Origin of the sequence: Tenacibaculum sp. nBUS_03 (assembly GCF_051201695.1) — a bacterium.
In the GTDB taxonomy this organism is placed as follows: Bacteria; Bacteroidota; Bacteroidia; order Flavobacteriales; family Flavobacteriaceae; genus Polaribacter.
In genome coordinates this window covers 3,850,054-3,869,957 of sequence record NZ_CP179214.1, presented here as the reverse complement: position 1 = coordinate 3,869,957, position 19,904 = coordinate 3,850,054, and the positions used below count along the sequence as shown (strand labels likewise).

27 protein-coding genes are annotated in these 19,904 nt (G+C 28.2%); 26 read left to right on the top strand and 1 reads right to left on the bottom strand.

The window, feature by feature from the left end:
- The first annotated feature begins 103 nt into the window (after positions 1 to 103).
- From ACMFBB_RS17740 to ACMFBB_RS17710, 7 genes are all read left to right on the top strand, one after another.
- The gene (locus ACMFBB_RS17740) at positions 104 to 718 is read left to right on the top strand and encodes a hypothetical protein (protein ID WP_435262068.1); all 615 of its coding nucleotides are present in this window, start codon (positions 104 to 106) and stop codon (positions 716 to 718) included.
- Positions 719 to 909: 191 nt separating this feature from the next.
- Positions 910 to 2,307, top strand: coding sequence for a sensor histidine kinase (locus ACMFBB_RS17735; protein WP_435262067.1), 1,398 nt, complete (start codon positions 910 to 912; stop codon positions 2,305 to 2,307).
- Between the two features lie 2 nt (positions 2,308 to 2,309).
- The gene (locus ACMFBB_RS17730; protein ID WP_435262066.1) at positions 2,310 to 2,960 is read left to right on the top strand and encodes a response regulator; all 651 of its coding nucleotides are present in this window, start codon (positions 2,310 to 2,312) and stop codon (positions 2,958 to 2,960) included.
- A 173-nt stretch (positions 2,961 to 3,133) separates the two neighbouring features.
- On the top strand, positions 3,134 to 3,625 hold the full coding sequence (locus ACMFBB_RS17725) for a hypothetical protein (protein ID WP_435262065.1): 492 nt from the start codon (positions 3,134 to 3,136) through the stop codon (positions 3,623 to 3,625).
- Between the two features lie 451 nt (positions 3,626 to 4,076).
- The gene (locus ACMFBB_RS17720; RefSeq protein ID WP_435262064.1) at positions 4,077 to 4,364 is read left to right on the top strand and encodes a hypothetical protein; all 288 of its coding nucleotides are present in this window, start codon (positions 4,077 to 4,079) and stop codon (positions 4,362 to 4,364) included.
- A 111-nt stretch (positions 4,365 to 4,475) separates the two neighbouring features.
- On the top strand, positions 4,476 to 4,661 hold the full coding sequence (locus ACMFBB_RS17715; RefSeq protein ID WP_435262063.1) for a hypothetical protein: 186 nt from the start codon (positions 4,476 to 4,478) through the stop codon (positions 4,659 to 4,661).
- A gap of 207 nt (positions 4,662 to 4,868) precedes the next feature.
- Positions 4,869 to 5,624: a YARHG domain-containing protein gene (locus ACMFBB_RS17710; RefSeq protein WP_435262062.1), complete on the top strand. Its 756-nt coding sequence runs from the start codon at positions 4,869 to 4,871 to the stop codon at positions 5,622 to 5,624.
- A gap of 48 nt (positions 5,625 to 5,672) precedes the next feature.
- Here ACMFBB_RS17710 and ACMFBB_RS17705 read toward each other — a convergent pair whose 3' ends face one another.
- Positions 5,673 to 6,644: an IS110 family transposase gene (locus tag ACMFBB_RS17705; RefSeq protein ID WP_435262061.1), complete on the bottom strand. Its 972-nt coding sequence runs from the start codon at positions 6,642 to 6,644 to the stop codon at positions 5,673 to 5,675.
- 359 nt (positions 6,645 to 7,003) lie between these two features.
- On the opposite strand from ACMFBB_RS17705, the gene ACMFBB_RS17700 reads away from it, so the two are divergent.
- The 19 genes from ACMFBB_RS17700 to ACMFBB_RS17610 all read left to right on the top strand — a co-directional run bounded on the left by ACMFBB_RS17700 (position 7,004) and on the right by ACMFBB_RS17610 (position 19,869).
- Complete coding sequence (locus ACMFBB_RS17700) at positions 7,004 to 7,624, top strand: hypothetical protein (RefSeq protein WP_435262060.1); 621 nt, start codon at positions 7,004 to 7,006, stop codon at positions 7,622 to 7,624.
- Positions 7,625 to 7,703: 79 nt separating this feature from the next.
- Complete coding sequence (locus ACMFBB_RS17695; RefSeq protein WP_435262059.1) at positions 7,704 to 8,138, top strand: hypothetical protein; 435 nt, start codon at positions 7,704 to 7,706, stop codon at positions 8,136 to 8,138.
- 283 nt (positions 8,139 to 8,421) lie between these two features.
- Positions 8,422 to 9,018, top strand: a complete 597-nt coding sequence (locus tag ACMFBB_RS17690; protein WP_435262058.1) for a hypothetical protein — start codon at positions 8,422 to 8,424, stop codon at positions 9,016 to 9,018.
- A gap of 80 nt (positions 9,019 to 9,098) precedes the next feature.
- Positions 9,099 to 9,512 carry a hypothetical protein gene (locus tag ACMFBB_RS17685; protein ID WP_435262057.1) on the top strand — a complete coding sequence of 138 codons (414 nt, stop codon included), beginning with the start codon at positions 9,099 to 9,101 and terminating at the stop codon, positions 9,510 to 9,512.
- A gap of 42 nt (positions 9,513 to 9,554) precedes the next feature.
- The gene (locus ACMFBB_RS17680) at positions 9,555 to 9,794 is read left to right on the top strand and encodes a transposase (protein ID WP_435262056.1); all 240 of its coding nucleotides are present in this window, start codon (positions 9,555 to 9,557) and stop codon (positions 9,792 to 9,794) included.
- A 131-nt stretch (positions 9,795 to 9,925) separates the two neighbouring features.
- Positions 9,926 to 10,717 carry an IS3 family transposase gene (locus ACMFBB_RS17675; protein WP_435264330.1) on the top strand — a complete coding sequence of 264 codons (792 nt, stop codon included), beginning with the start codon at positions 9,926 to 9,928 and terminating at the stop codon, positions 10,715 to 10,717.
- A gap of 107 nt (positions 10,718 to 10,824) precedes the next feature.
- Positions 10,825 to 11,340, top strand: a complete 516-nt coding sequence (locus tag ACMFBB_RS17670; protein ID WP_435262055.1) for a hypothetical protein — start codon at positions 10,825 to 10,827, stop codon at positions 11,338 to 11,340.
- A gap of 22 nt (positions 11,341 to 11,362) precedes the next feature.
- On the top strand, positions 11,363 to 11,713 hold the full coding sequence (locus tag ACMFBB_RS17665; protein ID WP_435262054.1) for a hypothetical protein: 351 nt from the start codon (positions 11,363 to 11,365) through the stop codon (positions 11,711 to 11,713).
- A gap of 62 nt (positions 11,714 to 11,775) precedes the next feature.
- Positions 11,776 to 12,348, top strand: coding sequence for an SDR family NAD(P)-dependent oxidoreductase (locus ACMFBB_RS17660; protein ID WP_435262053.1), 573 nt, complete (start codon positions 11,776 to 11,778; stop codon positions 12,346 to 12,348).
- Positions 12,349 to 12,608: 260 nt separating this feature from the next.
- Positions 12,609 to 13,490 carry a hypothetical protein gene (locus ACMFBB_RS17655; protein ID WP_435262052.1) on the top strand — a complete coding sequence of 294 codons (882 nt, stop codon included), beginning with the start codon at positions 12,609 to 12,611 and terminating at the stop codon, positions 13,488 to 13,490.
- Positions 13,491 to 13,577: 87 nt separating this feature from the next.
- Entirely contained in the window at positions 13,578 to 13,808 is a 231-nt protein-coding gene (locus ACMFBB_RS17650) for a hypothetical protein (RefSeq protein WP_435262051.1), read from the top strand.
- A 127-nt stretch (positions 13,809 to 13,935) separates the two neighbouring features.
- On the top strand, positions 13,936 to 14,292 hold the full coding sequence (locus ACMFBB_RS17645; RefSeq protein WP_435262050.1) for a TlpA family protein disulfide reductase: 357 nt from the start codon (positions 13,936 to 13,938) through the stop codon (positions 14,290 to 14,292).
- A 160-nt stretch (positions 14,293 to 14,452) separates the two neighbouring features.
- On the top strand, positions 14,453 to 14,656 hold the full coding sequence (locus ACMFBB_RS17640; protein WP_435262049.1) for a hypothetical protein: 204 nt from the start codon (positions 14,453 to 14,455) through the stop codon (positions 14,654 to 14,656).
- A 225-nt stretch (positions 14,657 to 14,881) separates the two neighbouring features.
- Positions 14,882 to 15,280: an NUDIX hydrolase gene (locus ACMFBB_RS17635; protein ID WP_435262048.1), complete on the top strand. Its 399-nt coding sequence runs from the start codon at positions 14,882 to 14,884 to the stop codon at positions 15,278 to 15,280.
- 229 nt (positions 15,281 to 15,509) lie between these two features.
- Positions 15,510 to 15,926, top strand: a complete 417-nt coding sequence (locus ACMFBB_RS17630; protein WP_435262047.1) for a hypothetical protein — start codon at positions 15,510 to 15,512, stop codon at positions 15,924 to 15,926.
- Positions 15,927 to 16,102: 176 nt separating this feature from the next.
- Entirely contained in the window at positions 16,103 to 17,092 is a 990-nt protein-coding gene (locus ACMFBB_RS17625) for a redoxin domain-containing protein (RefSeq protein ID WP_435262046.1), read from the top strand.
- Positions 17,093 to 17,289: 197 nt separating this feature from the next.
- A complete protein-coding gene (locus ACMFBB_RS17620) occupies positions 17,290 to 17,958 on the top strand; it encodes a hypothetical protein (protein ID WP_435262045.1) in 669 nt (222 codons plus the stop codon).
- A gap of 71 nt (positions 17,959 to 18,029) precedes the next feature.
- Positions 18,030 to 18,521 carry an energy transducer TonB gene (locus ACMFBB_RS17615; protein WP_435262044.1) on the top strand — a complete coding sequence of 164 codons (492 nt, stop codon included), beginning with the start codon at positions 18,030 to 18,032 and terminating at the stop codon, positions 18,519 to 18,521.
- A 541-nt stretch (positions 18,522 to 19,062) separates the two neighbouring features.
- The gene (locus ACMFBB_RS17610) at positions 19,063 to 19,869 is read left to right on the top strand and encodes a helix-turn-helix domain-containing protein (RefSeq protein ID WP_435262043.1); all 807 of its coding nucleotides are present in this window, start codon (positions 19,063 to 19,065) and stop codon (positions 19,867 to 19,869) included.
- Positions 19,870 to 19,904 lie beyond the last annotated feature (35 nt).

Below are 19,904 nucleotides of genomic sequence, written 5' to 3'. Positions count from 1 at the left end.
ACTTTAGAAAGTGTTTACTAAAACCCAAAACCATTAATTTTTGGTTACATTTGGTGAAAAATTGCAACTAATCATACACAAAACGTTGTATCTAATTTGAAAAATGACAAACCGAAAAACTAATATTATTATTCTAATTGTGTTCAGTTTCACAATTTTGAGCTGTGCTTCATTTTCTAAAAAAAGATTTCGGAAAGAAGTTGTAAATCTTGAAAAAACCGAACTAAAAAAACTGACTGGCAATTATTCATTGAATCCTATAAGAAGATATTATAGTTTAGGAAAAGAGAAATCGAATGGCAAAATTCCAGACATTTTAAAAAAGAATAATGGATATTACTTTTTAACAAACGATAGTTACGACAAAAAAATAAAATTTGATTCTTTGAAAAATATCGGGAATGATTATTGTTTGAGCTTAAACCTTGAAAAAACAAATAAATTGAGAATAAAACTATTAGAAAACTCTAAAATAATTAATGACACATTATTTTCAGGTAAATATAAAAATGGAATGTTTTATTTAGATAATAAATACCTCGATTGTAATGGAGTTCCTTTTCTATTTGGAGGCTGTCGAAATAATAAAAGAAGAATTGGACTGACTAAAAATGGAAATTTACTTATCAATGAAGCAGTTAGTAATGAAGGAGCATTATTGTTAATAATCGGAGCTGGATATAGTTACAATGTGACATACGAATATGAACGAAAATAAAAACTACACACAACACCACCTAAACTGCATTAAAACGCAGCTTAGCCAAAACGTTGTAAACTATATCCCTTAACGAATATTAAAAATGAAATTGCTAAAGTTTATGCCAAACCGAAAATTAACACATATTAATCTGTAATTGACATTTATATGAGACTGTTAGCTACAATTCTCTAAGTATAATACTTTATATGAAAAATTGGTTATTATTCCTTTCAATGTTACTACTGTTCAATTCTGCATTTGGACAGAATAAAAGTGTAATTGACAGCTTTGAAAAAGTAGTTAAGGAAATCTCCTATAATACTCTTAAAGCAAATATTGGGTTAATTCAAATTCAACAGAGCGATAAAATTGGATCTATCAACAAAAGTAAAGTTTATGAATCTTCAGAAAAACATTGTAAAGATTTAGTGAGGCTCGATTCTGCTTACATACTTGCTTCTTCTATTAATGACAAGCAACGAGTCATGTTAATAAGAACCAACCAAGGAATAGTCTATACTAAGTTGGAGAAGCATCAAAAAGCTAACGAATTGTTTAAAAGTGCCTATGAAATTGCAACAAAAAATGGGTGTCTCTACCAACAGATGGAATTAGCAGGGAAATTAGCCATTAGCAATGAAAGAGTAAAGAATTTTAAAAAGGCGGCTTCATATTATAAAATCCAAACGAACCTGAAAGACACCATCTTCAAAAAAAATATGAAAACGGTAATTGCGGAAAAGCATACCAAATATGAAACACAACGAATTTTAAATGAGAAACTAAGCGAAGAACGTAAAAATGTAGAATTGCAAAAAGAAAATGTGATTAAAGATTTAAAACTCTTAGAAGAAAGAGCTGCTAACAAAAACTTAATACTTTGGGGTGGACTAAGTTTGGTATTAATGATATTACTAGGGTCGACTTATTATTTTAATGCACGAGTAAAAGAGGCAAAATCAAAACGTGAGGAAGAAACTGTACGTTACAGAGCTATGCTTGAAGCAGAGGAAAAAGAGCGTTCACGTATTGCAAAAGACCTTCACGATGGTTTAGGGCAGTTACTTTCTACAGCTAAATTAAACGTAGCTGGGTTAGAAGATGAAGTAAATGATGAAGATAAAATATTAGTTCAAAATTCAATGAATTTGATAGACGAAGCTGTAAATGAAGTACGTACTATTTCACACAATATGATGCCAGCCACACTCATGGAATACGGATTGGTTTCTGCCATTGCATCATTTACCGGTACAATAAATGAGTCTAAAGCACTTCTTGTTCATTTTAACTACAAAGGAATGGATAACCGATTAGAGGGAAGTAAAGAAATTGCATTATATAGAGTTGTTCAAGAAATTCTAAACAACATCATTAAATACGCTAAAGCTGATAAGATTACTATAGTATTAAATCGAATAAACAACAAAGTACACCTTTTAATTTCGGATAATGGAAAAGGGTTTGATGTAGCTACTATCCACCAAAGTAAAGGTATAGGTTGGCGAAATGTTTTTTCTAGAGTTTCCATGATAAATGGTGAAATTAATATTGTTTCTGCTGAAGGAAAAGGAACAGATATCACAATTAATGTAATTATTTAAATATGCAAGCACCTGTAAAAATAATGATTGTAGACGATCATCAAATGTTTATTGATGGAATTAAATCGTTACTTCGAAAAGAAGAATACTTGCAAATTGTATCTGAATACCTTTGTGCTGAAAATGCATTAGAGCAACTTAAAAAAGAAATTGTTCATATTGTTATTACAGATATTAGTATGCCAGGAATGAATGGAATAGAGTTTACTAAAACAATAAAATCTATTTACCCAAACTTGAAAGTACTTGTATTATCAATGCATAACGACAAAGAAATTGTTAGCGAAATAATGATGAGTGAAGCCGACGGCTATATTCTCAAAAACACAGGAAAACAAGAGCTCATAGAAGCACTAACTAAAATTACCGACAATGGTACTTATTATAGCAAAGAAGTCTTGTCAGTTATGGTGAATAAGGTAAAAAAAGAACGAAGAATTGAAATAGAAACAAATGAACTGACCAATAGAGAAATAAAAGTTCTCGAATTAATTTGCCAAGAATATAGCAGTCAAGAAATTGCAGACAAACTTTTTATTGGAAGACGAACAGTTGATACACATCGTCAAAACATTATCCAAAAAACAAAAGTAAAAACCATTGTTGGTCTTATTAAATATGGCATAAGAAACGGATTTACCTCAGATATCTAATAGTACTCAAATTTCTTCTTTTATCACTCCTCCGTAATCCTACGGATATAAAACCAGTACAATTACCTATTTTATTGACTACATATTAAAGCTAGTTTTGCTGTATAAAAATATTAAAATACTCATTTTAATTCGACATTGTAAACCATAACTCAAAAAAACATTACCCAATTATGAAAAATTTATTTATTGTATTCTTTTTACTATCTATATACACGCAATGTTCAAGTCAGACTAAAGCAGAAGCGCTTCTGTATTTGAATGAAAAAATAGATACACATAAACTTTATGATAGCGAGAAAAATTACAATTATTTACTTCATGAGGTTGAAATTAATAATAACAAAACGATTAAATTTATACAATTCTGTACAGCTTTTAAACTTTGTTCAACAGCATACTACTTGACCGCAAAAGAGTATTCAAAAATTACAGTCAAGGAAGAAGTTGAAAGTAAATACATTCAAATATTTTTTCCAAATAACTCTATAGGAACTAAAAAAATTAATATAAAAACTGAAGAACATTTCGATGGGAAAAATTCATCTAGTATAACAATTTTTCTAGAAAAAGAGACACCTCATTCTGAAGTCGATAAAATAAAAAAGGGATTTGTTGATTTATTTAAAATGTATAATATTGAGAAAATGAAAAGAGTAGACTAAAATTATTGAACAATAAACAGAATATTAGAGATGAGAAGTTGATAAAATTTGTTTCTGAGCAAAGGAATTGATTTTAGCAAATTATTGAATAGCATCCGTTACAGTTTACAACAAAGTGTATAGTTAATCGCTATTCCTTGCTAGACCAAAGGTAAGTGATTTTTTATAAAGCTAGTATTTAGCTATAAAAAAAGTACATTTATATGCGCAACTAACCATACACAAACCGTTGTAGATAATTTGCAAAACGACTACATGTGAAATCATCATTTTTGGAACATTCAATCAAAATTAGAAGCCATTCTGTAATTCTTATAAAAGATCTAGATAAATACAAGGCTCACGGAAGTGGAGTTTTAATTCGAATATGAAATTTACATCTTCTCATTTCAGCAGCATATGTATTTGATGATTTTGAAAAATATTTATTCCTATAGAAAACGGGAAATTTATGTTCAAACCTGGAGGAGAAATAATATCTAACCATCCCGGATTGAATAGAGAAAACGACAATTTAGATATTGGGATATTAATATTAGACTCCGAAAGCATAAAAGAATTAAAAACAACTTATTCATTTCTTGAAGAAGAACAAGTTTTGATTAATCATAATTTTGTAAAAAACCAGATGTATATGCTTTATGGATTTCCATCAACATGGTCAAAAAAATCGTTTACCAAAAAATCATTCCATATTCGTCCTTTTTATAACTTTACTTTTCCAGTAAATAAATCTTAATACACAAAGTATAATAGAGAACACTACTTAAATGTTATTGTTGAATATGATAGAAAAAACGCCCTAAACGTTAAGTCACAAACGTTAAGCTTTGGGCCTAATTTGTTTGGAATGAGTGGATGTGGTTTATGGGAAATAAACAATTTATCAAAAGTAAATCTAGTAGCTATAATGACCGATTGGCCAAAAGAAAATAGGAATAGAATTATTGGTGTAAGAATTGAGATAGTAACTGAATTTTTAAGAAAGCATAAAAATTTAGACATAACCGAGTCGAATTTATTTGGCATAAAATAAAACTGCCTACAACAAGGTATAAGAAAACATAGGGCTTTCGGGCTTAATCGAAAGGTCTTTGTTTTATTTGTAAAGCCGCCAAATATAAAATTTGGCGTTTATAGAAAAAGATAAATGCAAAATATTTATATTTAGCTAAGTAATAAACCGAAACGAAAGTGGTTGTTTATTGCCCTACGTTTCTTATACTAAATGTTACCTATAATTATGAAAAAAATCCTTGCATTAATCATAATATTTACATTAAAACAAAGTGTATTTTCTCAAATTGAAAATTGCTCTGAATGTGATTCACAGAAATATTCCGAAGAAGATATTAGCCATTTAACACTTTTGGAGCTGAAAATTCTGCGAAATGAGATTTTTGCAAGACATCAATATGATTTTAAAGACGAAAGGTTGAAAGATTATTTCTTAAACAAGTATAATTGGTACAAACCAAATAACAAACAAGGAAACAATATTGATTTGAACAGTTTTGAAAAAGAAAATATAAGTCTTTATTCAAAAAAGGAAAAGGAGAAAATTAATTTAAAAAAGACAATAATTAAAGAATTGGAAATGTTTTTGATTTCTTTGAACAAAAATGATACTTCAGAAATAAACATTGTAATAAGTAATGTGACCAAAAATTTTAGTATTGAACATAAAAATGCTGTTGTATCTGAATTAAAAGATATTCTAACTAAAATAAATATTAAAGGAATACATTGGTATAACGAAAATGGACTTTATAAAATAACAACTGATGATGGCTATTTTCTAAACGAAACTTCAATTAAAATAGAAGGAAAAAAAATTGTATTAAGTTATAACGATATGGGACATTCCGAATTATTATCAGATGATACTGCATTTGATTTTGGAAGTACTTATGATTCAACAAACGAATATGCATCATGGTATACATTTGAAATTCAGAATAACAAATTGATACTAATTGAACATCAAGCGGCAGGATAAAAAACTAACGCTAACAAAGAACTGAGGTAAAAACCAAATAAAAATCCTTTAATTTATAACCAAAGTACTTTTGTACTCTTTATTGAACGGAACACCGTTTTTAACAATTGAAAAAGCTTGTTTTAATAGTTTGTTAGACACTGCTATTAAAGCAAGTTTTTTACTCTTACCTTTGGCAACAATTCTATCATAAAGAGCTTTACAAGCTTGGTTGTATTTGCAGGCATTAAAACTGCACATAAAAAGTAAATTTCTCAGTTTTGGATTTCCCATTTTACTAATTCTTGGTCGTCCTTTAACACTAGTTCCACTTTGTCTTATTATTGGAGTCAGTCCAGCATAACTACATAACTCTTTAGCACTTTGAAAACGCTGAAATCCATCGGTAAGAACTAGTAACATTAAAGCTGTTTTATTACCTATTCCAGGAATGCTTTTGAGTAAAGTTAATGATTCTTGGTATTCTTTTTTTACATTTTCGAGTAATGCCTTTTCTAAAACCTCAATCTCCTTTTCTAGGTTTTTCAAACTCCTTTTAATAGATCTAACCACACCTTTTGCTGTAGTACCTAATACTTCTTCTCCATGTATTTTATTTTTTAATTGTGTGCTCTGTTTACTGTAAATACTGAGCATACGAGTTACTTGTAAGTTTTCTTGTTGTTTTTTTGATTGCCCAGTCCACAGTGTAGGTTCGCAATCTTTTGCATATTGCTGAATCATTTTTGCATCACTCTTATCAGTTTTTATTTTCGATAGATTCATTTGGATATAGCGCTTAATTTTTAAAGGATTAACCACACAAACTCCGATACCTGTGTCAAGTAAAAAATATGCTAAACGACTATGGTAATACCCTGTGGGTTCCATAACGCAAATGGAATTTGTAGCTAATAATTTTAAAAACTTTTTAAAGCCTGAACTGCCATTGGTAAACTGATAATGGGCTTTGTTATTGTCGCATACATCAAAGACGTCTTTACTAATGTCTATTCCTAAATATTTTATATCTTTATTCATAAGAAAAAAGGATTGTAAAGAGCCACTCTATTGTGAATTCAACAACCTGAAATCGAAGTCTAAAGCTTCATAGAACTGAACGAATTTAACATAGAAAAGAGTAGGGATTATGAATGTTGACGAGATCATAGTCTCTACGTGTATCATAATCTTATTCCACTCTTTGGTTCTTTATGATTAAATAACTAATTTAATAAAATGCTAACTTAAGAGGTATAACCACAATTACGGCGGATTCGACTACGTCCGAATCCACTCGGAATTGGTAAAGTGAGTGTCAAACCGAAAATAATTACTAATTTACCCATAACTGACGGTTATACGAAACCGTTGTACACCATTAAATAAAAAATCTAACTATGAAAATACTATTGACTTTAATTTTTAGCATTCTACTAATTAGTTGTTCCCAAAACAAAAAAATTGAAACTACTGAAAATATAGAAGACTTACTTGGAACACCGGAGGCATTAAATGATAATAAAACCAATTCATCTTATTCTTTTTCCAAAAGGTATCATGAAAATATTATTGAAAAACTATTTCATGAAGCTCTTGATAAAAACAAAGAATTGAAAGAATTGAATATTAGAATTAATGAAATTTTAGCTGATAGTCTACAAGAGAAAACAAATGATTATTTAGCTTACAGGAAAAACAATGTTGAATATTGGAATACAGCCAAATTTTATGTTAATAATATTAGTGATAGTATAGGAAAAATTGAAATACTTAAAATAATTAACAAACTTGAAAAAAACTATGAGAGAAAGCTAATAAATCATGAAAACAAAATGGATTCAATTACCTCTTTGCAGTTACACTTATCTGATCAAAAAATATTGATGAAGCTATTTATAACTCAAAAAATGATAAATAATTATCAAAATAATGAATTGCCAGAAATTGATAAATTGGAGTCAATGATTAAAGATTTGAAGAATATAGTTAGACAAACTAAAGAATATTCTAAAAATTAACAAATAACAGCATTCAAAGGCAATTTATACTAAACGTTAGCTTTAATGCGAGAGCTTGTATACGAAATCAAAGCTTTAAATGGAAAACAAAATAATAAATATTAAATATTTTTTAGACACTGGAGAAATCATCTCCGACAAAAAAATTGGTCAAAAAGTTAATGAAATAAAGAAAAATAGCGATGAGAATTGGAGTGGGATTTTGACTTTCAACTATGACGGATTTAGTGTAGAATTTATTATTGACGAAAATAATAATGAAATAAAAGGAGAACAGATAAAAGTTTGGAATAAGCCAAATGACTTAATTTTAAGTCAAATTTACCTGTTAGCAAATGCAGAAAAAAATCTAAAAGAAGTTTGTGCTGTATACTTTGATAATGCAAATGAGACTATTATTTTTTTACAAAATGGAGTCAACATTCATTATAATTCAGGCAAACTGGTACTAATTACATCTAAATCAGAACAGACTAGGAAATTGGTTTCAGAAACAATGACACGAAAAAAATAATTCTAAATTTCATACAAGTCTTGAGGGGTTAAAAGCTACAAAGAGTCAAACTAATAAAAGCACTAAAAGCTAACAATGGTTATAATTAATAAGGGTTTTAGGGTTTTGTACTAAGGTCTTTGTATATTTAGAATGTCCGCCAAACTTCTGGATTTGGCTTTAGAACAAAAAAATAAAGAAAATAAAAAGTTTTGGCTAAGTGCTTAATCGGAAATTAATCTCTTTTTAATTCCCGTACTAACCATAGCTGAAGCGTTGTAAAACATTTTAACCGTCTTAAAATATGATAGAACTGATTAGGATATTTGAAAACAGTGAAAGAATAATGAAATCATCCTATAATTCTGGGTATAGAAATTACTTAAATAACTGGCCGAATGAAGCTCAATACTCCTGCGCATCAAAGATTGGAAGTAGACTTTTGTTGTTAAAAAAATTAAAACCAAAAATAAAATTAGATAAATCCATTGGTATGATAGTTATAAGTGAATATGTTAAGGAAAACAAATCGTATGTTTCCATATATCCGAAAAATCATAGGATTTTGAATTTAGGACTCTTAAAAATTAAAAGAACTGAGGACTCTTTATTTGAAATACATGTAATCTCTTCAAAAAAATTATCGCTCCTAGAAATAGCATCACCAGAGAGGTTTAATCATAAAGTTGCAGAAATCATGCCAAACAAAACGATAAGATACCGAACAAATCATAAATACGACACTTGGGGTATGAGAAGAGGCGAAAGATCTTTTGAAGAAGAGGATTTTGTAATACAGCATCTCGGTTTTGTGGATGAAATTGATTTCTCAATGAATCAAAAAACTGAAGTTAAAATTAATATTGACAAGGTTGTCAACGAAAGAAAAATATTGAAGTAACGTTTTACAACAAAATGTAAAAATACAGTAAAACGCATTTTACACAAACCGTTGTACTCAATTGCTAATTAGAATTCAAAATGGGAATATTTAAGAACATATTTAAAAGGAATAAATCAATACCTGAGTTTGACTTTATTGAAACGTATGAGCACAAAGACAAATATTTTTCAAGAATAAAAAAATGGAATTGGATTAACTCTGAACAAATTTCAATATTTGAAAAAGATGAAAAAGGAAAAATAAAAATGACAACAATGGAGTACTGGTATCAAGAAATGTTTCTTGACGCTGATGGGCAGATTACAATAGCAGAATATTTAAGTGTTTTAGTAAAGCAATTTCAAGATAGTAAAATGGAAATTCCTACTGATTTAGATAAATTTATGACTAAGACAATTTGGAGTTTGAAAAATGACTTAAAGGCGATAGAATTTACCGATTCAAAAGTTCAATTAAAAGCTGAATATAAAGACCCTATTGAAAAACCATAACTGTGACCCCTCCTGAAATAATGCTACATAATTTTAAACATTATGTATAGAAATGACAAAGTAATTAGACGTTACAGTGAACCTTTCAAATTAAAAATATTAGCCGAACTTACAATCGGAAAACACACAAAGAGCGAACTTTGTAAACTCTACTCTATTGCTCCTACAACTGTCAATGAGTGGATTAAAAAGTACAAACGTAAAGACTTAATGAACACCAGAGTAAAAGTGGAAACTAAAGACGAAATATCTAGAATCAAAGCACTTCAAAAAGAGATTTAACAGCTTAAAAAACTACTACTTAAAAAGGATACTCAATGCTATGGTAATGGATTCTTACCTTGAAGTAGCAGCTAAAGACCTTGGTTATAAATCAGTTAATGAGCTAAAAAAAAGCTACCTATAAAGGCTTAATTAAAGCTAAAGAAAAATCTAAGAGATTTGCTTCTTTAACTACTATAACACATTGTTTTGGTCTTAAACGTGATGCGTATTACAAATACAAATCTAGAGCTGATAAACGTTTAGAACTCGAGAAAAAGATTATAAAAATAGTTAGAAAAAGACGCAAATCTCTTCCTAGAGAAGGCGTGCGTAAACTTGTAAAATCATTAGATGTAGATTTTAATAAAGGTACTATTAAAGTTGGTAGAGACACTTTATTTAATGTGCTTAGAAAGAATCAGATGCTAACACTTAGAAAGAAAACAAGTGCTAGAACTACAAACTCTTATCATCGTTTTTATAAATATAATAACATCATAAAAGACTTAGAAGTTACTAGAGCTAACCAAGTTTGGGTTTCTGATATAACATACATTAGAACCGTAAAAGGATTTTGTTACTTGGCCTTAATAACTGATATGTATTCAAGGAAAATAGTGGGTTATGACCTTAGTGACAGTTTGGAATTAAAAGGATGTGTAAGAGCTCTTAATAAGGCTATTTATCAAGCTAAAAATATTAAACAGCTTATTCATCATTCAGACAGAGGTATACAATATTGTAGTAATGTATACACGCAAATATTAAAAAGAAAAAAGATAGATATCAGTATGACCCAAGAAAATCATTGTTATGAAAATACCATGGCAGAACGTGTAAAGGGTATACTAAAAGACGAGTTTTATCTCGATCAAACCTTTGATAACGTAGCACACGCAAAGAGAGCAGAAAAAATACAATTAATTTATACAATGAAGTAAGATTACATTTATCTTTAAACTTTAAAACTCCAAATCATGGTATATAAATTATCAGTGTAAATTCAATTTTTACCTGTAGCTATATTTCAGGACGAGACATTAAAGAAATGCACGAAAAAATAAACTCATATCTAAATGAAATGCAAGAAGAATCTCCAAATTGTGGAGGTCAATATTATTTCACAAAAGTGAATCTTCCAAATGGAAAGAGTTTGGTCAATCGACTTAAAACTTATTTGCTAAATATTGAAGCATACAAAACACCTTTTGTTATGATTGGTGATAAACAAAAAATAGTTGAAGAAAGGAAAATTGAAAACTTAAAGCTATTATCAATTCCTGATTTTAAAAATTTGATTGAGGATAAATTAAAATATTGGAGAGAACATAGAACAAGTTTAGATTGTCGAGAAGAGTTAACAGAATTTTATTACCCAAAAGAGGAATTATTTAAGACTTCAATTTTCGAATTTCTTTCAAACATGTCTGATTTAAATACTTATAAACTGGAAGGTATTGATACATATTTTGCTCATGAAATAGGCGGAGATATGGTTGGAGATGATATTCTCTTTGAAAGTAAAAACGAAATTTATGCTCTTCATTTTGGATGGAGCTCATAAAAACACAAATTAAGAATTGATTATGTGGGATTTATTTAACAATAAAAAAGTAATTATTGAATCTGATAGAGACAGTGTATGTATGGGAGATGATATGTCTAGACATAATAAATTTTCAGAATTCCCTAATAAAATGAAAATGGGCAAGTTAATTTTAGAACTCTCTAAAATCCACTTCATTTCTAAAGGTTGGGCTATTTGGGCAGGAACATATGATAATTATAAGTGTATAAAAGATGGTGATGGAAACTGGTTAATAGATAAAAACATTACTTTGAAAACTTTTTTTAGAGATACAGAAAAATATGTTTTCTTCGATAAAGAGTCCTTTGAAAAAAAATGTAAAAAGAAAAATACCGCTAACAAAATCTAAACTTCATTAAAACATAGCCTAACCAAAACGTTGTGGTACATATCTAAAATCTAAATCAATAAATGAAAATTGGGGTAATAACTGGATGCAGTAAAGGAATAGGATTTTCTACAGCTGACTTACTAACTAACAATGATAACGTAAAAATTATCGGAACTTCTACTTCTAAAAATTGTTCAATTTCAAAATTGAACTTTGAGTGTTTTAAATTAAATCTCTCTGAAAGTAAATCAATAAATGAATTCGTTAAAATTATAGGAAATATGAAGATTGACTTTCTTATTAAGAACGCTGGAATTTTATTAGAAAATTGGAACGTATCAAAAATAAACCTTGACCTCTTAAAGCAGACGTTTGATATCAATTTATTTGGAACAATTGAATTAACTGAAAAATTGGTTCCCAATTTTAATACTAATGGACAAATAATTAATGTTACTTCCCGTTGGGGTTCGTTCAGCGAAAAAAATTTCGATGAATTTCAGCCACACTATAAAATGTCAAAGACTGCCTTGAATATGTACACAAAATTACTGGCTAAAAGACTAGATTCACAAAGCATAACTGTCTCGTCTTTTGACCCAGGGTGGACACAAACTGATATGGGGGAAATGATGCATCAAGAAAACCAGTAGAAGTTGCCAATGATTTTAAAACCTTACTTAACAAAATCCCTGAAAGCGGCAAATTTTGGCATAAAGGAAAAGTAAGAGAATGGTAAAACACACAACAAAAGGGTATAGTTTATTTTGGTTTAAGTGATGCTATATGCAACTAATAGCTTAACCAAAGTTTGCGTTTTATTTTTTGATTTAGAACCGAAGCTCCAAAACAAACTATAGCCCAAACGTTATGTTTAATTGAAAGAAATTAATATAATAATAATTTAAAAAGAATGGAAAATAATATTTATGATGTTTTTTTAGAAAAAACAGATTTAAAAAATAAAATAACACATGCAATTAAGAGTGATATTACTTATCATGCTAAACATCAAAAAGACTTAAATATTGCTGGGTTTGGACTACATGTTCTGTTTGATGATAGTGTATATCAAGATGGTTGGAATAAGTCATGGTGGGTATCTTTACTTTCAGATAGTGAATATGAAGATTTAGATAAAGACTCATATTACGATACAGGTGCATGGGACTATTTTGATTTAGAACAAAATGATGAATCTAAAGGAATGACATCAAATATTCTTAGTGAATTACGACAGTTTAAGAAGGATAATGAAGATGAAACTTCTGAACTAATTGAAAGAATAAAACTAATAACATTAGAGATATTATTAAAACAAAAAGAATTTATAAAATCATCTTTTGGTATTGAGAATAATGATTTTATAATCTCACTATCCGATGATGATACATATGATCCTGAATCACGAATTAAATCTGTTTGTAATATTATTGATCCAATTCAAACAGAATGGATACATATATTAAAAGAACAAACCTATGTATGGGGTGTTACAAGAGATATAGCTAATAAAACAGTATGGAGACTTTTGCCTGCCGATAAAGATTATGACTACACTCTTGTACTTTTTAGTAGTGAAGAAGAAGCATCTGAAAACCTATATAATTGGGGAAATCAAGCAGTTAAAAAAATAAGCATTAAAGAATTATTAAATATTGAAAATGTTGAAGGATGTTATTCTAGTGAACATACTCATTCTTTTCTATGGATTGGTCTAAAAAATAAAAATGAAGATAGAGTATTAGAAATAAGTAAAACTCAATTTCTTGACGCATTAAAACTAGTAGTTTAGTACCTACAATAATTTAAACTGTTTTTTGAATAAAAAATTCAAACAGATTACGAAAAAGCTATTAACAATGGTACACCGCTAAACGTTTTGAAAATAAATGATGTTAAAGGTTCAAAAACATTTTTAATTCAAGAAGAATATAAAAACTTCTTCCATGCTAATCAAAACAAAGAAAATTTTAAATCTATACAATATAATAAGCTAAAGTCATTTATTGAGGAGAACAAAAATCATCCATTAAGTGGAAAAAATTTAGGGGAATTAGCATTAGTACAACCAATATTAACTAAAAATGAATTTATAGAACTTTACACATAAATTGACACAACACAACAAAATAAAGATGGTTTGGAAATGTTTAAAATGGGAATCGCAAACCTTGATGATTATGGAATAAATAAGTCGTTTTTGAAATTTAGTCTACCAAATACTAAAGACAAAGTTATTGGCATTACATAATTTTTTAGGTAAAACAACATTGGTTGACTTTTGGGCTTCTTGGTGTACCTCTTGCAGAATAAAACATCCTGAACTGATAAAACTCAAAAATAAATTTGATAATAAAAATTTTGATATTGTAAGTGTATCTATTGACAATAACACAAAGAGTTGGCTTCAAGCAATCAAAAAGGATACTCTAAATTGGACTAACCTAATTGATATAGACAAAAAAGTAAATGATGAACTCGGAATTCAAGCAATTCCATTCAATTATTTAATAGACGAGAATGGCATCGTTTTGGGTGTAAATTTATCAATTGTAGAAATTGAAAGATTAATAAGTGAGAAAGTCAGTAGGTAACACTTTATAAAATTAATTGCTAGTTTATAACGTGTTTTCTATCTGTAATATATTTGCTAAATTTAGTGCTTAAATAACGCAACTAATTTTATACAAATAAGCTAGCATTCATTAACGGAGCGCATTAAAAATTTTAAGTTGTTAAAAAAAAGAAAAAATTATGAACAAACTATTTAAAGGTAATATTTACACCGATTTAATTTGGCTGATTATAGGGATTATTGGAAGTGTTTATTATTATTCAAAAGACAAATATTTAATTTGTGGAATATTTTCATTTCTTGGTATTCTTTATATCTTAAAAGTAATTTCAAGTTTTCTGAAAAAAAACAAAAAATTGACTTCTCACTCAAATACTGAATAAAAAATATAACGGATTTTTAGCAAGTTTATGAAATTGAAATATGAATTGAAACTGAAAACTAAACAGAATACTGAATTTAGTAAGTTTCTGAATTGTTAACTTAACTGAAATTGAAAAAGTGTGCAGAGTAAAACACAGGCTGAACTATATAAAAATCAGAATAGATCCAAAATACTACAATAATCCATCCCCAAACGCATTGTATTTGACAAAACTGACCAAAAAATGAAAGAAATTGATAAAATAGCATTTATTGAAATAAAGAATGGACAAATTTTAAGTACAAGATCTAGAGGAAAAACAAAATACTATATTCCTGGGGGAAAAAGAGAATTAGGAGAGACTGACGAACAAACTCTTGTAAGAGAAATATTGGAAGAGTTAGACGTACAAATTAAAAACGAAACAGTTAAATATGTAGGAACTTTCAAAGCCCAATCTGACGGAGCAAAAGAAGGTATTTTAGTTAAAATGACTTGTTATAAGGCGAAATATGAAGGGATTTTAAGTCCGAAAAGTGAAATTAAAGAAATAAAATGGCTGAATTATAACGATTTAAACATTATATCAGAAGTGGATAAAAAAATATTCAGATTTCTCAAAGAAAATGGAGAACTGAAATAAAAACTCATTACAGCAAAAGCTATAATTAATTCGGTTTTTGGTATTTAATTCAAAAACTAAAAACTACTATTTTTAATAATGTATTACTAAATATTTTGAGTGTACTTATAAAAATAAATAATTTTAGCTACGTGCTTATTCGGAAATTAATCGCTTTCTAATTCCCTTATTAACAGTAACTAGAACGTTAGTAAATATTAAACACATTTAAATTTATAAATAGAGAACTATGGTTAAAAAAATTTCAATTCTTCTTATCTCATTATTCGTTTTAAGCTGCAGCCAAAATGACAATACAATATTTTCAAACGACCACCTAATCGGGGAGTTCTCATCAAAAGAAGGTGGACAGGTAGAGTTTGTAATAAAAAAAGATGAATCTGGTTATTATCTCCAGCAATTAATAGAAAACGGAACAACTTGGTCACCTAGAGAAAATCTAACTCCAATGACAGAAAAGGAATTAGAAAACAATTTAGGTGCTAATTGGAAAGATTATACACTTGCCGGTTTAACTTCTGGTACATGTAGTTATTTTAGAGGAACTGAAAGTAAGTTGTCAAGCGGAATTACAATTGGAGACCAAGACAAATCGAAATATTTTAGTCGCTGTTTTACAGATAATAATTTCTTCAGGGTTAAATAAATCTCTAACATTTGCTAACACAGAACTGAGGTGAAAAGTAAATAAAATTATTTGTAAAGTTTAGTAAACTTTTAAAAGAACTAACTGATAACAAAAACAACAATTTTTAGTTACATTTGAATAAAAATTGTAATTAATCATACACAGAACGTTGGCAAAAAGCTAATCGAAAACCTATGAAAAAATTAATATTCGGAATAACAGCATTACTAATCATTTCCTGTAACGAAAAAGAAAAAGAGGAATTTTCATTATTTGGAACTACAAATGGAATTGAAAATAAAACTAAACTTTTTCTGAGTTTTGAAGATGATTTAATTGATTCAACAGAAGTTATTGATAACAAATTTCATTTTAAAACTATGTTAACCAAATCACCAATGCAAGTAATTTTAAGAACAAAAGATTATTCACATTATAGATTTTTATGGTTGGAAAATAATAAAATGACTATGGATGCAACAAATTCTGACTTTAGAAATGCAAAAGTGATGGGGTCTGAAACGGAAACATTAAGTACAATTTTTAGACACAAAATCGATACAATACCCAGAAATAAAAGACACAAATACAGAATTGAATTTATAAAAAATAATCCTGATAAATTATTTAGTGCATATTTATTATCATCTTATGCCAAGTCTTGGGGAAAAGAAAAAACGAATGAATTATTTAACCAATTTTCAAAAAACAATAAGAATTCAGAATTTGGTAAAAGTACATTCAGATATATTAAACTAAATAAAGATCCTAAAATCGGAGAGAAATACGTTGATTTTGAAATGACAGACGCTACAGGTGACAAGAGAAGATTATCTGAATTTAATGGAAAGTTAGTATTATTGGAGTTTTGGGCTTCGAATTGCGGCCCTTGTAGACAAGAAAATCCAAACTTGGTAAAAACTTACAATAAATTCAAAAATAAAGGGTTTGAAATTTTTGCAGTTTCTGAGGATACAAAAAAAGAAAGTTGGTTAAAAGCAATTGAAAAAGACGAGTTGCCTTGGTTACAAGTAAGCGATTTGAATAAAAACAATACAGCTTTTCTAATATATGGAATAAATGGAATTCCTGATAATTTTCTTATCGACCAGAACGGAAAAATAATTGAACGAAATTTACGTGGAGAAAAGCTAAATGAAAAACTTACAGAATTACTAAATTAAAACCAGTTACCAATAAGCTTACATTATATATTTCTAATTCTAGCCTACCTTTGAAAATTCAAACGGATTTTTTACTCAGTTTATATTTTGTTAAAATATTTGCTAAACAACACAACTAACCTTACACAAACCATTAACATTAATTAAAACGCGACTTCCTGTATTCAATAACTTAAGCCTAAAAATAATTAAATACAATGAATTCTACCATAACTGTAATACCTACTGAAAACACCGAAATTACTTTTGGAGAAATAATAAAACTATCTGAAAAATACATTAACTCATCCCTAGATATAATTAAACTCCAAGAAAAGGTCAAAATTCAAGCAAGTATTTTTGACTATAACGGAGCAGAAAATAAAGAGTCTTATCTTGAAGTTAATCTAGGAGATATATTCAAATGGAAAAAAAATCAATTAATTATTTTTTCTTCCAAAGAAATTTCAGGCACTATAAAAACTGACCATAACGTAATTTTCGACCCAGAAACTGACCCACAAGACCCTTGGTGGCCATTAAATGGAAAAAAAGACAATACTAAAACTATCAATAATTTAGAAACTAAATTTGAGAAAGCTAAAAAAATAAACAAATCATGGTTTTTACACAATTCAGATAAAAAGGATGAGACTACGAATATTATTTGTGCAATTATTAGTGCTTCCATTGCAGAGTTAACTTCAGGCCTCATAAGTTCTAGTGATCAAATATGGGGATTTGGACAATACTTTATTGAAAAAGATGAGTTTTTAAAATTTTACCTTCAACCAACAAACGAAAGTATTAAGGAAAATTTCTTAAATTCAAAAGAAAATATTATTAACACAGGCTTTTGGTATAAATTAAAAAAAATATTTAGATGAAAATTTACCGACTTTCTTTTTTCCTACTAATGATTTACCAACCCTTAACAAACATTAAAATAAAACTTACAATGATTAAACCTTTCATTCTATTTTGCATTATATTATCTAGCTTTACAGTGTTTTCACAGGAGGTTATTGAAATTGAAGATACTGTTGAAATATCGGAGTTTCAAAAAGTGCCTCTTCATATTGTACAACAACCTCCAAGATTCAAAGGTGATAAAATCTCAAGTACTTCTGAAATGGTAAAAAACTTTAATAAAGGAATTACAAAACATATTAAAACAAACATACAATACCCTAATGAAGCTAAAAAAGACTCAATAAATGGCTATGTTTACGTAGAGTTTCTTATTAATAAAAAAGGCGAAATTAAAAACATAAAATCTAGAGCTGAAGCTTACATTAAAAATTTAGAACAAAATAAAAATAAGATTTCTAAACTTTTTGATAATGAAGCGGTAAGAATAATAAAGTGTCTTCCTAAACTTCATCCTGCTGAACATAAAGGAAAAAAAATAGAAGTAAGATATACACACAAAATAAAGTTTAACTTATAAGTTACAAATTTGTTAACCCTATGCATAAAACATAGCTGGTATTTTTTTAAGACAAAATTTTGTGGTAATCTAAAAGAACACCATATTTTTAATTTACTCACTACAATTTTATTTAATTTAGAGATGTTTGTGATTTGAAAAATTGGCATTAAAAAAAGACAAAATCAAAAAATATAAAAATTTAGCTATTATGTTAATGTGAAAAGTAGTCCCTTTTTGTAAGCTAAGTTCCATGCAAAAATGCTAACAGCGATCATAGGCTGTCCTGAAATAAGGCTACATAATTTTAAATATATGTATAAAAATGCCAAGACAATGTGCGTGTGCATATGTAATTTTAAAAGGCTAATTACATCTAAAACAATACTTTGCAAAATAAGACCACACAAAAAAGCAGCAAAAAATGTAATTAATTTATACAACAAAATAAGATTACACGCATATTTAGACTATAAAGCATCTAATAGAATACTTAAATTATTAGCCTAAATAAATTTTAACCCATAGCTATATTTCATGGCCAAACATATGAAAATACAGAATGAACAAACTAAAAAAAGGAGAATTTTACGGAACACATTATCAAAAATCAGCTTTTGACAATCTAATAATTACCGATACAGAATATACTCATTGTAAAGTTGATTGGCATTATCACGAAAACCCATACTTCACCTATCTACTTCAAGGAAAATTATTTGAATCTAATAAAAAAGAATCCTACTATTTAGAATCTGGAGACCTATTATTTCATAATTGGCAAGACACACACTACAATATTAAACCACCAGTATTTACTAGAGGTTTTCATATTGAACTAAATCAGGAATGGTTTTTAAATTTTGACATCGACTTAAAAGATTTTGAAGGAAGCATCAACTTAAAGAATCCAATAATAAAGAATTTGATGAATCAAGTCTTTATCGAAACCAAAATAAATGATCAGTATTCGAATATAAGTATTGAGAGTAGTTTAATTAATATTTTTAATACAATAGGCAAAAGTACAGAAGAACAATCTAAAGCCCCTATTTGGGCTAAGAAACTTCAAGAACTGTTATTTGAAGAAAACATCGATTATTCCTTAAATAATTTAAGTTCGATTTTAGGGGTACATCCTGTACACTTATCTAGAGCATTTAGAAAATATTTCGGAACAAGCTTAGGGAATTATATAAGAGTAATTAAAATCAATAAAGCTTTTAACCTAATCGTTTCAAACAAACTTTCAATGACAGAAATTTGTTACCTTTCTGGTTTTTATGACCAAAGTCATTTTATCTCAAACTTTAAACAAATTTACCACACAACACCTTCAAAACTCTTGAAGAAAATTTCTCAATGTTAATTTTATACAATTTTTAAAAATTAAATACTCTCATC

What these genes read in the sequence shown, in the direction of transcription:
- ACMFBB_RS17640 (WP_435262049.1), top strand. Translation starts at nt 14,453, where the DNA reads ATGAACAAACTATTTAAAGGTAATATTTACACCGATTTAATTTGGCTG.
- ACMFBB_RS17620 (WP_435262045.1), top strand. Translation starts at nt 17,290, where the DNA reads ATGAATTCTACCATAACTGTAATACCTACTGAAAACACCGAAATTACT.
- ACMFBB_RS17670 (WP_435262055.1), top strand. Translation starts at nt 10,825, where the DNA reads ATGCACGAAAAAATAAACTCATATCTAAATGAAATGCAAGAAGAATCT.
- ACMFBB_RS17710 (WP_435262062.1), top strand. Translation starts at nt 4,869, where the DNA reads ATGAAAAAAATCCTTGCATTAATCATAATATTTACATTAAAACAAAGT.
- ACMFBB_RS17630 (WP_435262047.1), top strand. Translation starts at nt 15,510, where the DNA reads ATGGTTAAAAAAATTTCAATTCTTCTTATCTCATTATTCGTTTTAAGC.
- ACMFBB_RS17665 (WP_435262054.1), top strand. Translation starts at nt 11,363, where the DNA reads ATGTGGGATTTATTTAACAATAAAAAAGTAATTATTGAATCTGATAGA.
- ACMFBB_RS17700 (WP_435262060.1), top strand. Translation starts at nt 7,004, where the DNA reads ATGAAAATACTATTGACTTTAATTTTTAGCATTCTACTAATTAGTTGT.
- ACMFBB_RS17680 (WP_435262056.1), top strand. Translation starts at nt 9,555, where the DNA reads ATGTATAGAAATGACAAAGTAATTAGACGTTACAGTGAACCTTTCAAA.
- ACMFBB_RS17695 (WP_435262059.1), top strand. Translation starts at nt 7,704, where the DNA reads ATGGAAAACAAAATAATAAATATTAAATATTTTTTAGACACTGGAGAA.
- ACMFBB_RS17660 (WP_435262053.1), top strand. Translation starts at nt 11,776, where the DNA reads ATGAAAATTGGGGTAATAACTGGATGCAGTAAAGGAATAGGATTTTCT.
- ACMFBB_RS17685 (WP_435262057.1), top strand. Translation starts at nt 9,099, where the DNA reads ATGGGAATATTTAAGAACATATTTAAAAGGAATAAATCAATACCTGAG.
- ACMFBB_RS17735 (WP_435262067.1), top strand. Translation starts at nt 910, where the DNA reads ATGAAAAATTGGTTATTATTCCTTTCAATGTTACTACTGTTCAATTCT.
- ACMFBB_RS17690 (WP_435262058.1), top strand. Translation starts at nt 8,422, where the DNA reads ATGATAGAACTGATTAGGATATTTGAAAACAGTGAAAGAATAATGAAA.
- ACMFBB_RS17705 (WP_435262061.1), bottom strand. Translation starts at nt 6,644, where the DNA reads ATGAATAAAGATATAAAATATTTAGGAATAGACATTAGTAAAGACGTC.
- ACMFBB_RS17740 (WP_435262068.1), top strand. Translation starts at nt 104, where the DNA reads ATGACAAACCGAAAAACTAATATTATTATTCTAATTGTGTTCAGTTTC.
- ACMFBB_RS17720 (WP_435262064.1), top strand. Translation starts at nt 4,077, where the DNA reads ATGTTCAAACCTGGAGGAGAAATAATATCTAACCATCCCGGATTGAAT.
- ACMFBB_RS17655 (WP_435262052.1), top strand. Translation starts at nt 12,609, where the DNA reads ATGGAAAATAATATTTATGATGTTTTTTTAGAAAAAACAGATTTAAAA.
- ACMFBB_RS17730 (WP_435262066.1), top strand. Translation starts at nt 2,310, where the DNA reads ATGCAAGCACCTGTAAAAATAATGATTGTAGACGATCATCAAATGTTT.
- ACMFBB_RS17725 (WP_435262065.1), top strand. Translation starts at nt 3,134, where the DNA reads ATGAAAAATTTATTTATTGTATTCTTTTTACTATCTATATACACGCAA.
- ACMFBB_RS17610 (WP_435262043.1), top strand. Translation starts at nt 19,063, where the DNA reads ATGAACAAACTAAAAAAAGGAGAATTTTACGGAACACATTATCAAAAA.
- ACMFBB_RS17635 (WP_435262048.1), top strand. Translation starts at nt 14,882, where the DNA reads ATGAAAGAAATTGATAAAATAGCATTTATTGAAATAAAGAATGGACAA.
- ACMFBB_RS17615 (WP_435262044.1), top strand. Translation starts at nt 18,030, where the DNA reads ATGATTAAACCTTTCATTCTATTTTGCATTATATTATCTAGCTTTACA.
- ACMFBB_RS17715 (WP_435262063.1), top strand. Translation starts at nt 4,476, where the DNA reads ATGAGTGGATGTGGTTTATGGGAAATAAACAATTTATCAAAAGTAAAT.
- ACMFBB_RS17625 (WP_435262046.1), top strand. Translation starts at nt 16,103, where the DNA reads ATGAAAAAATTAATATTCGGAATAACAGCATTACTAATCATTTCCTGT.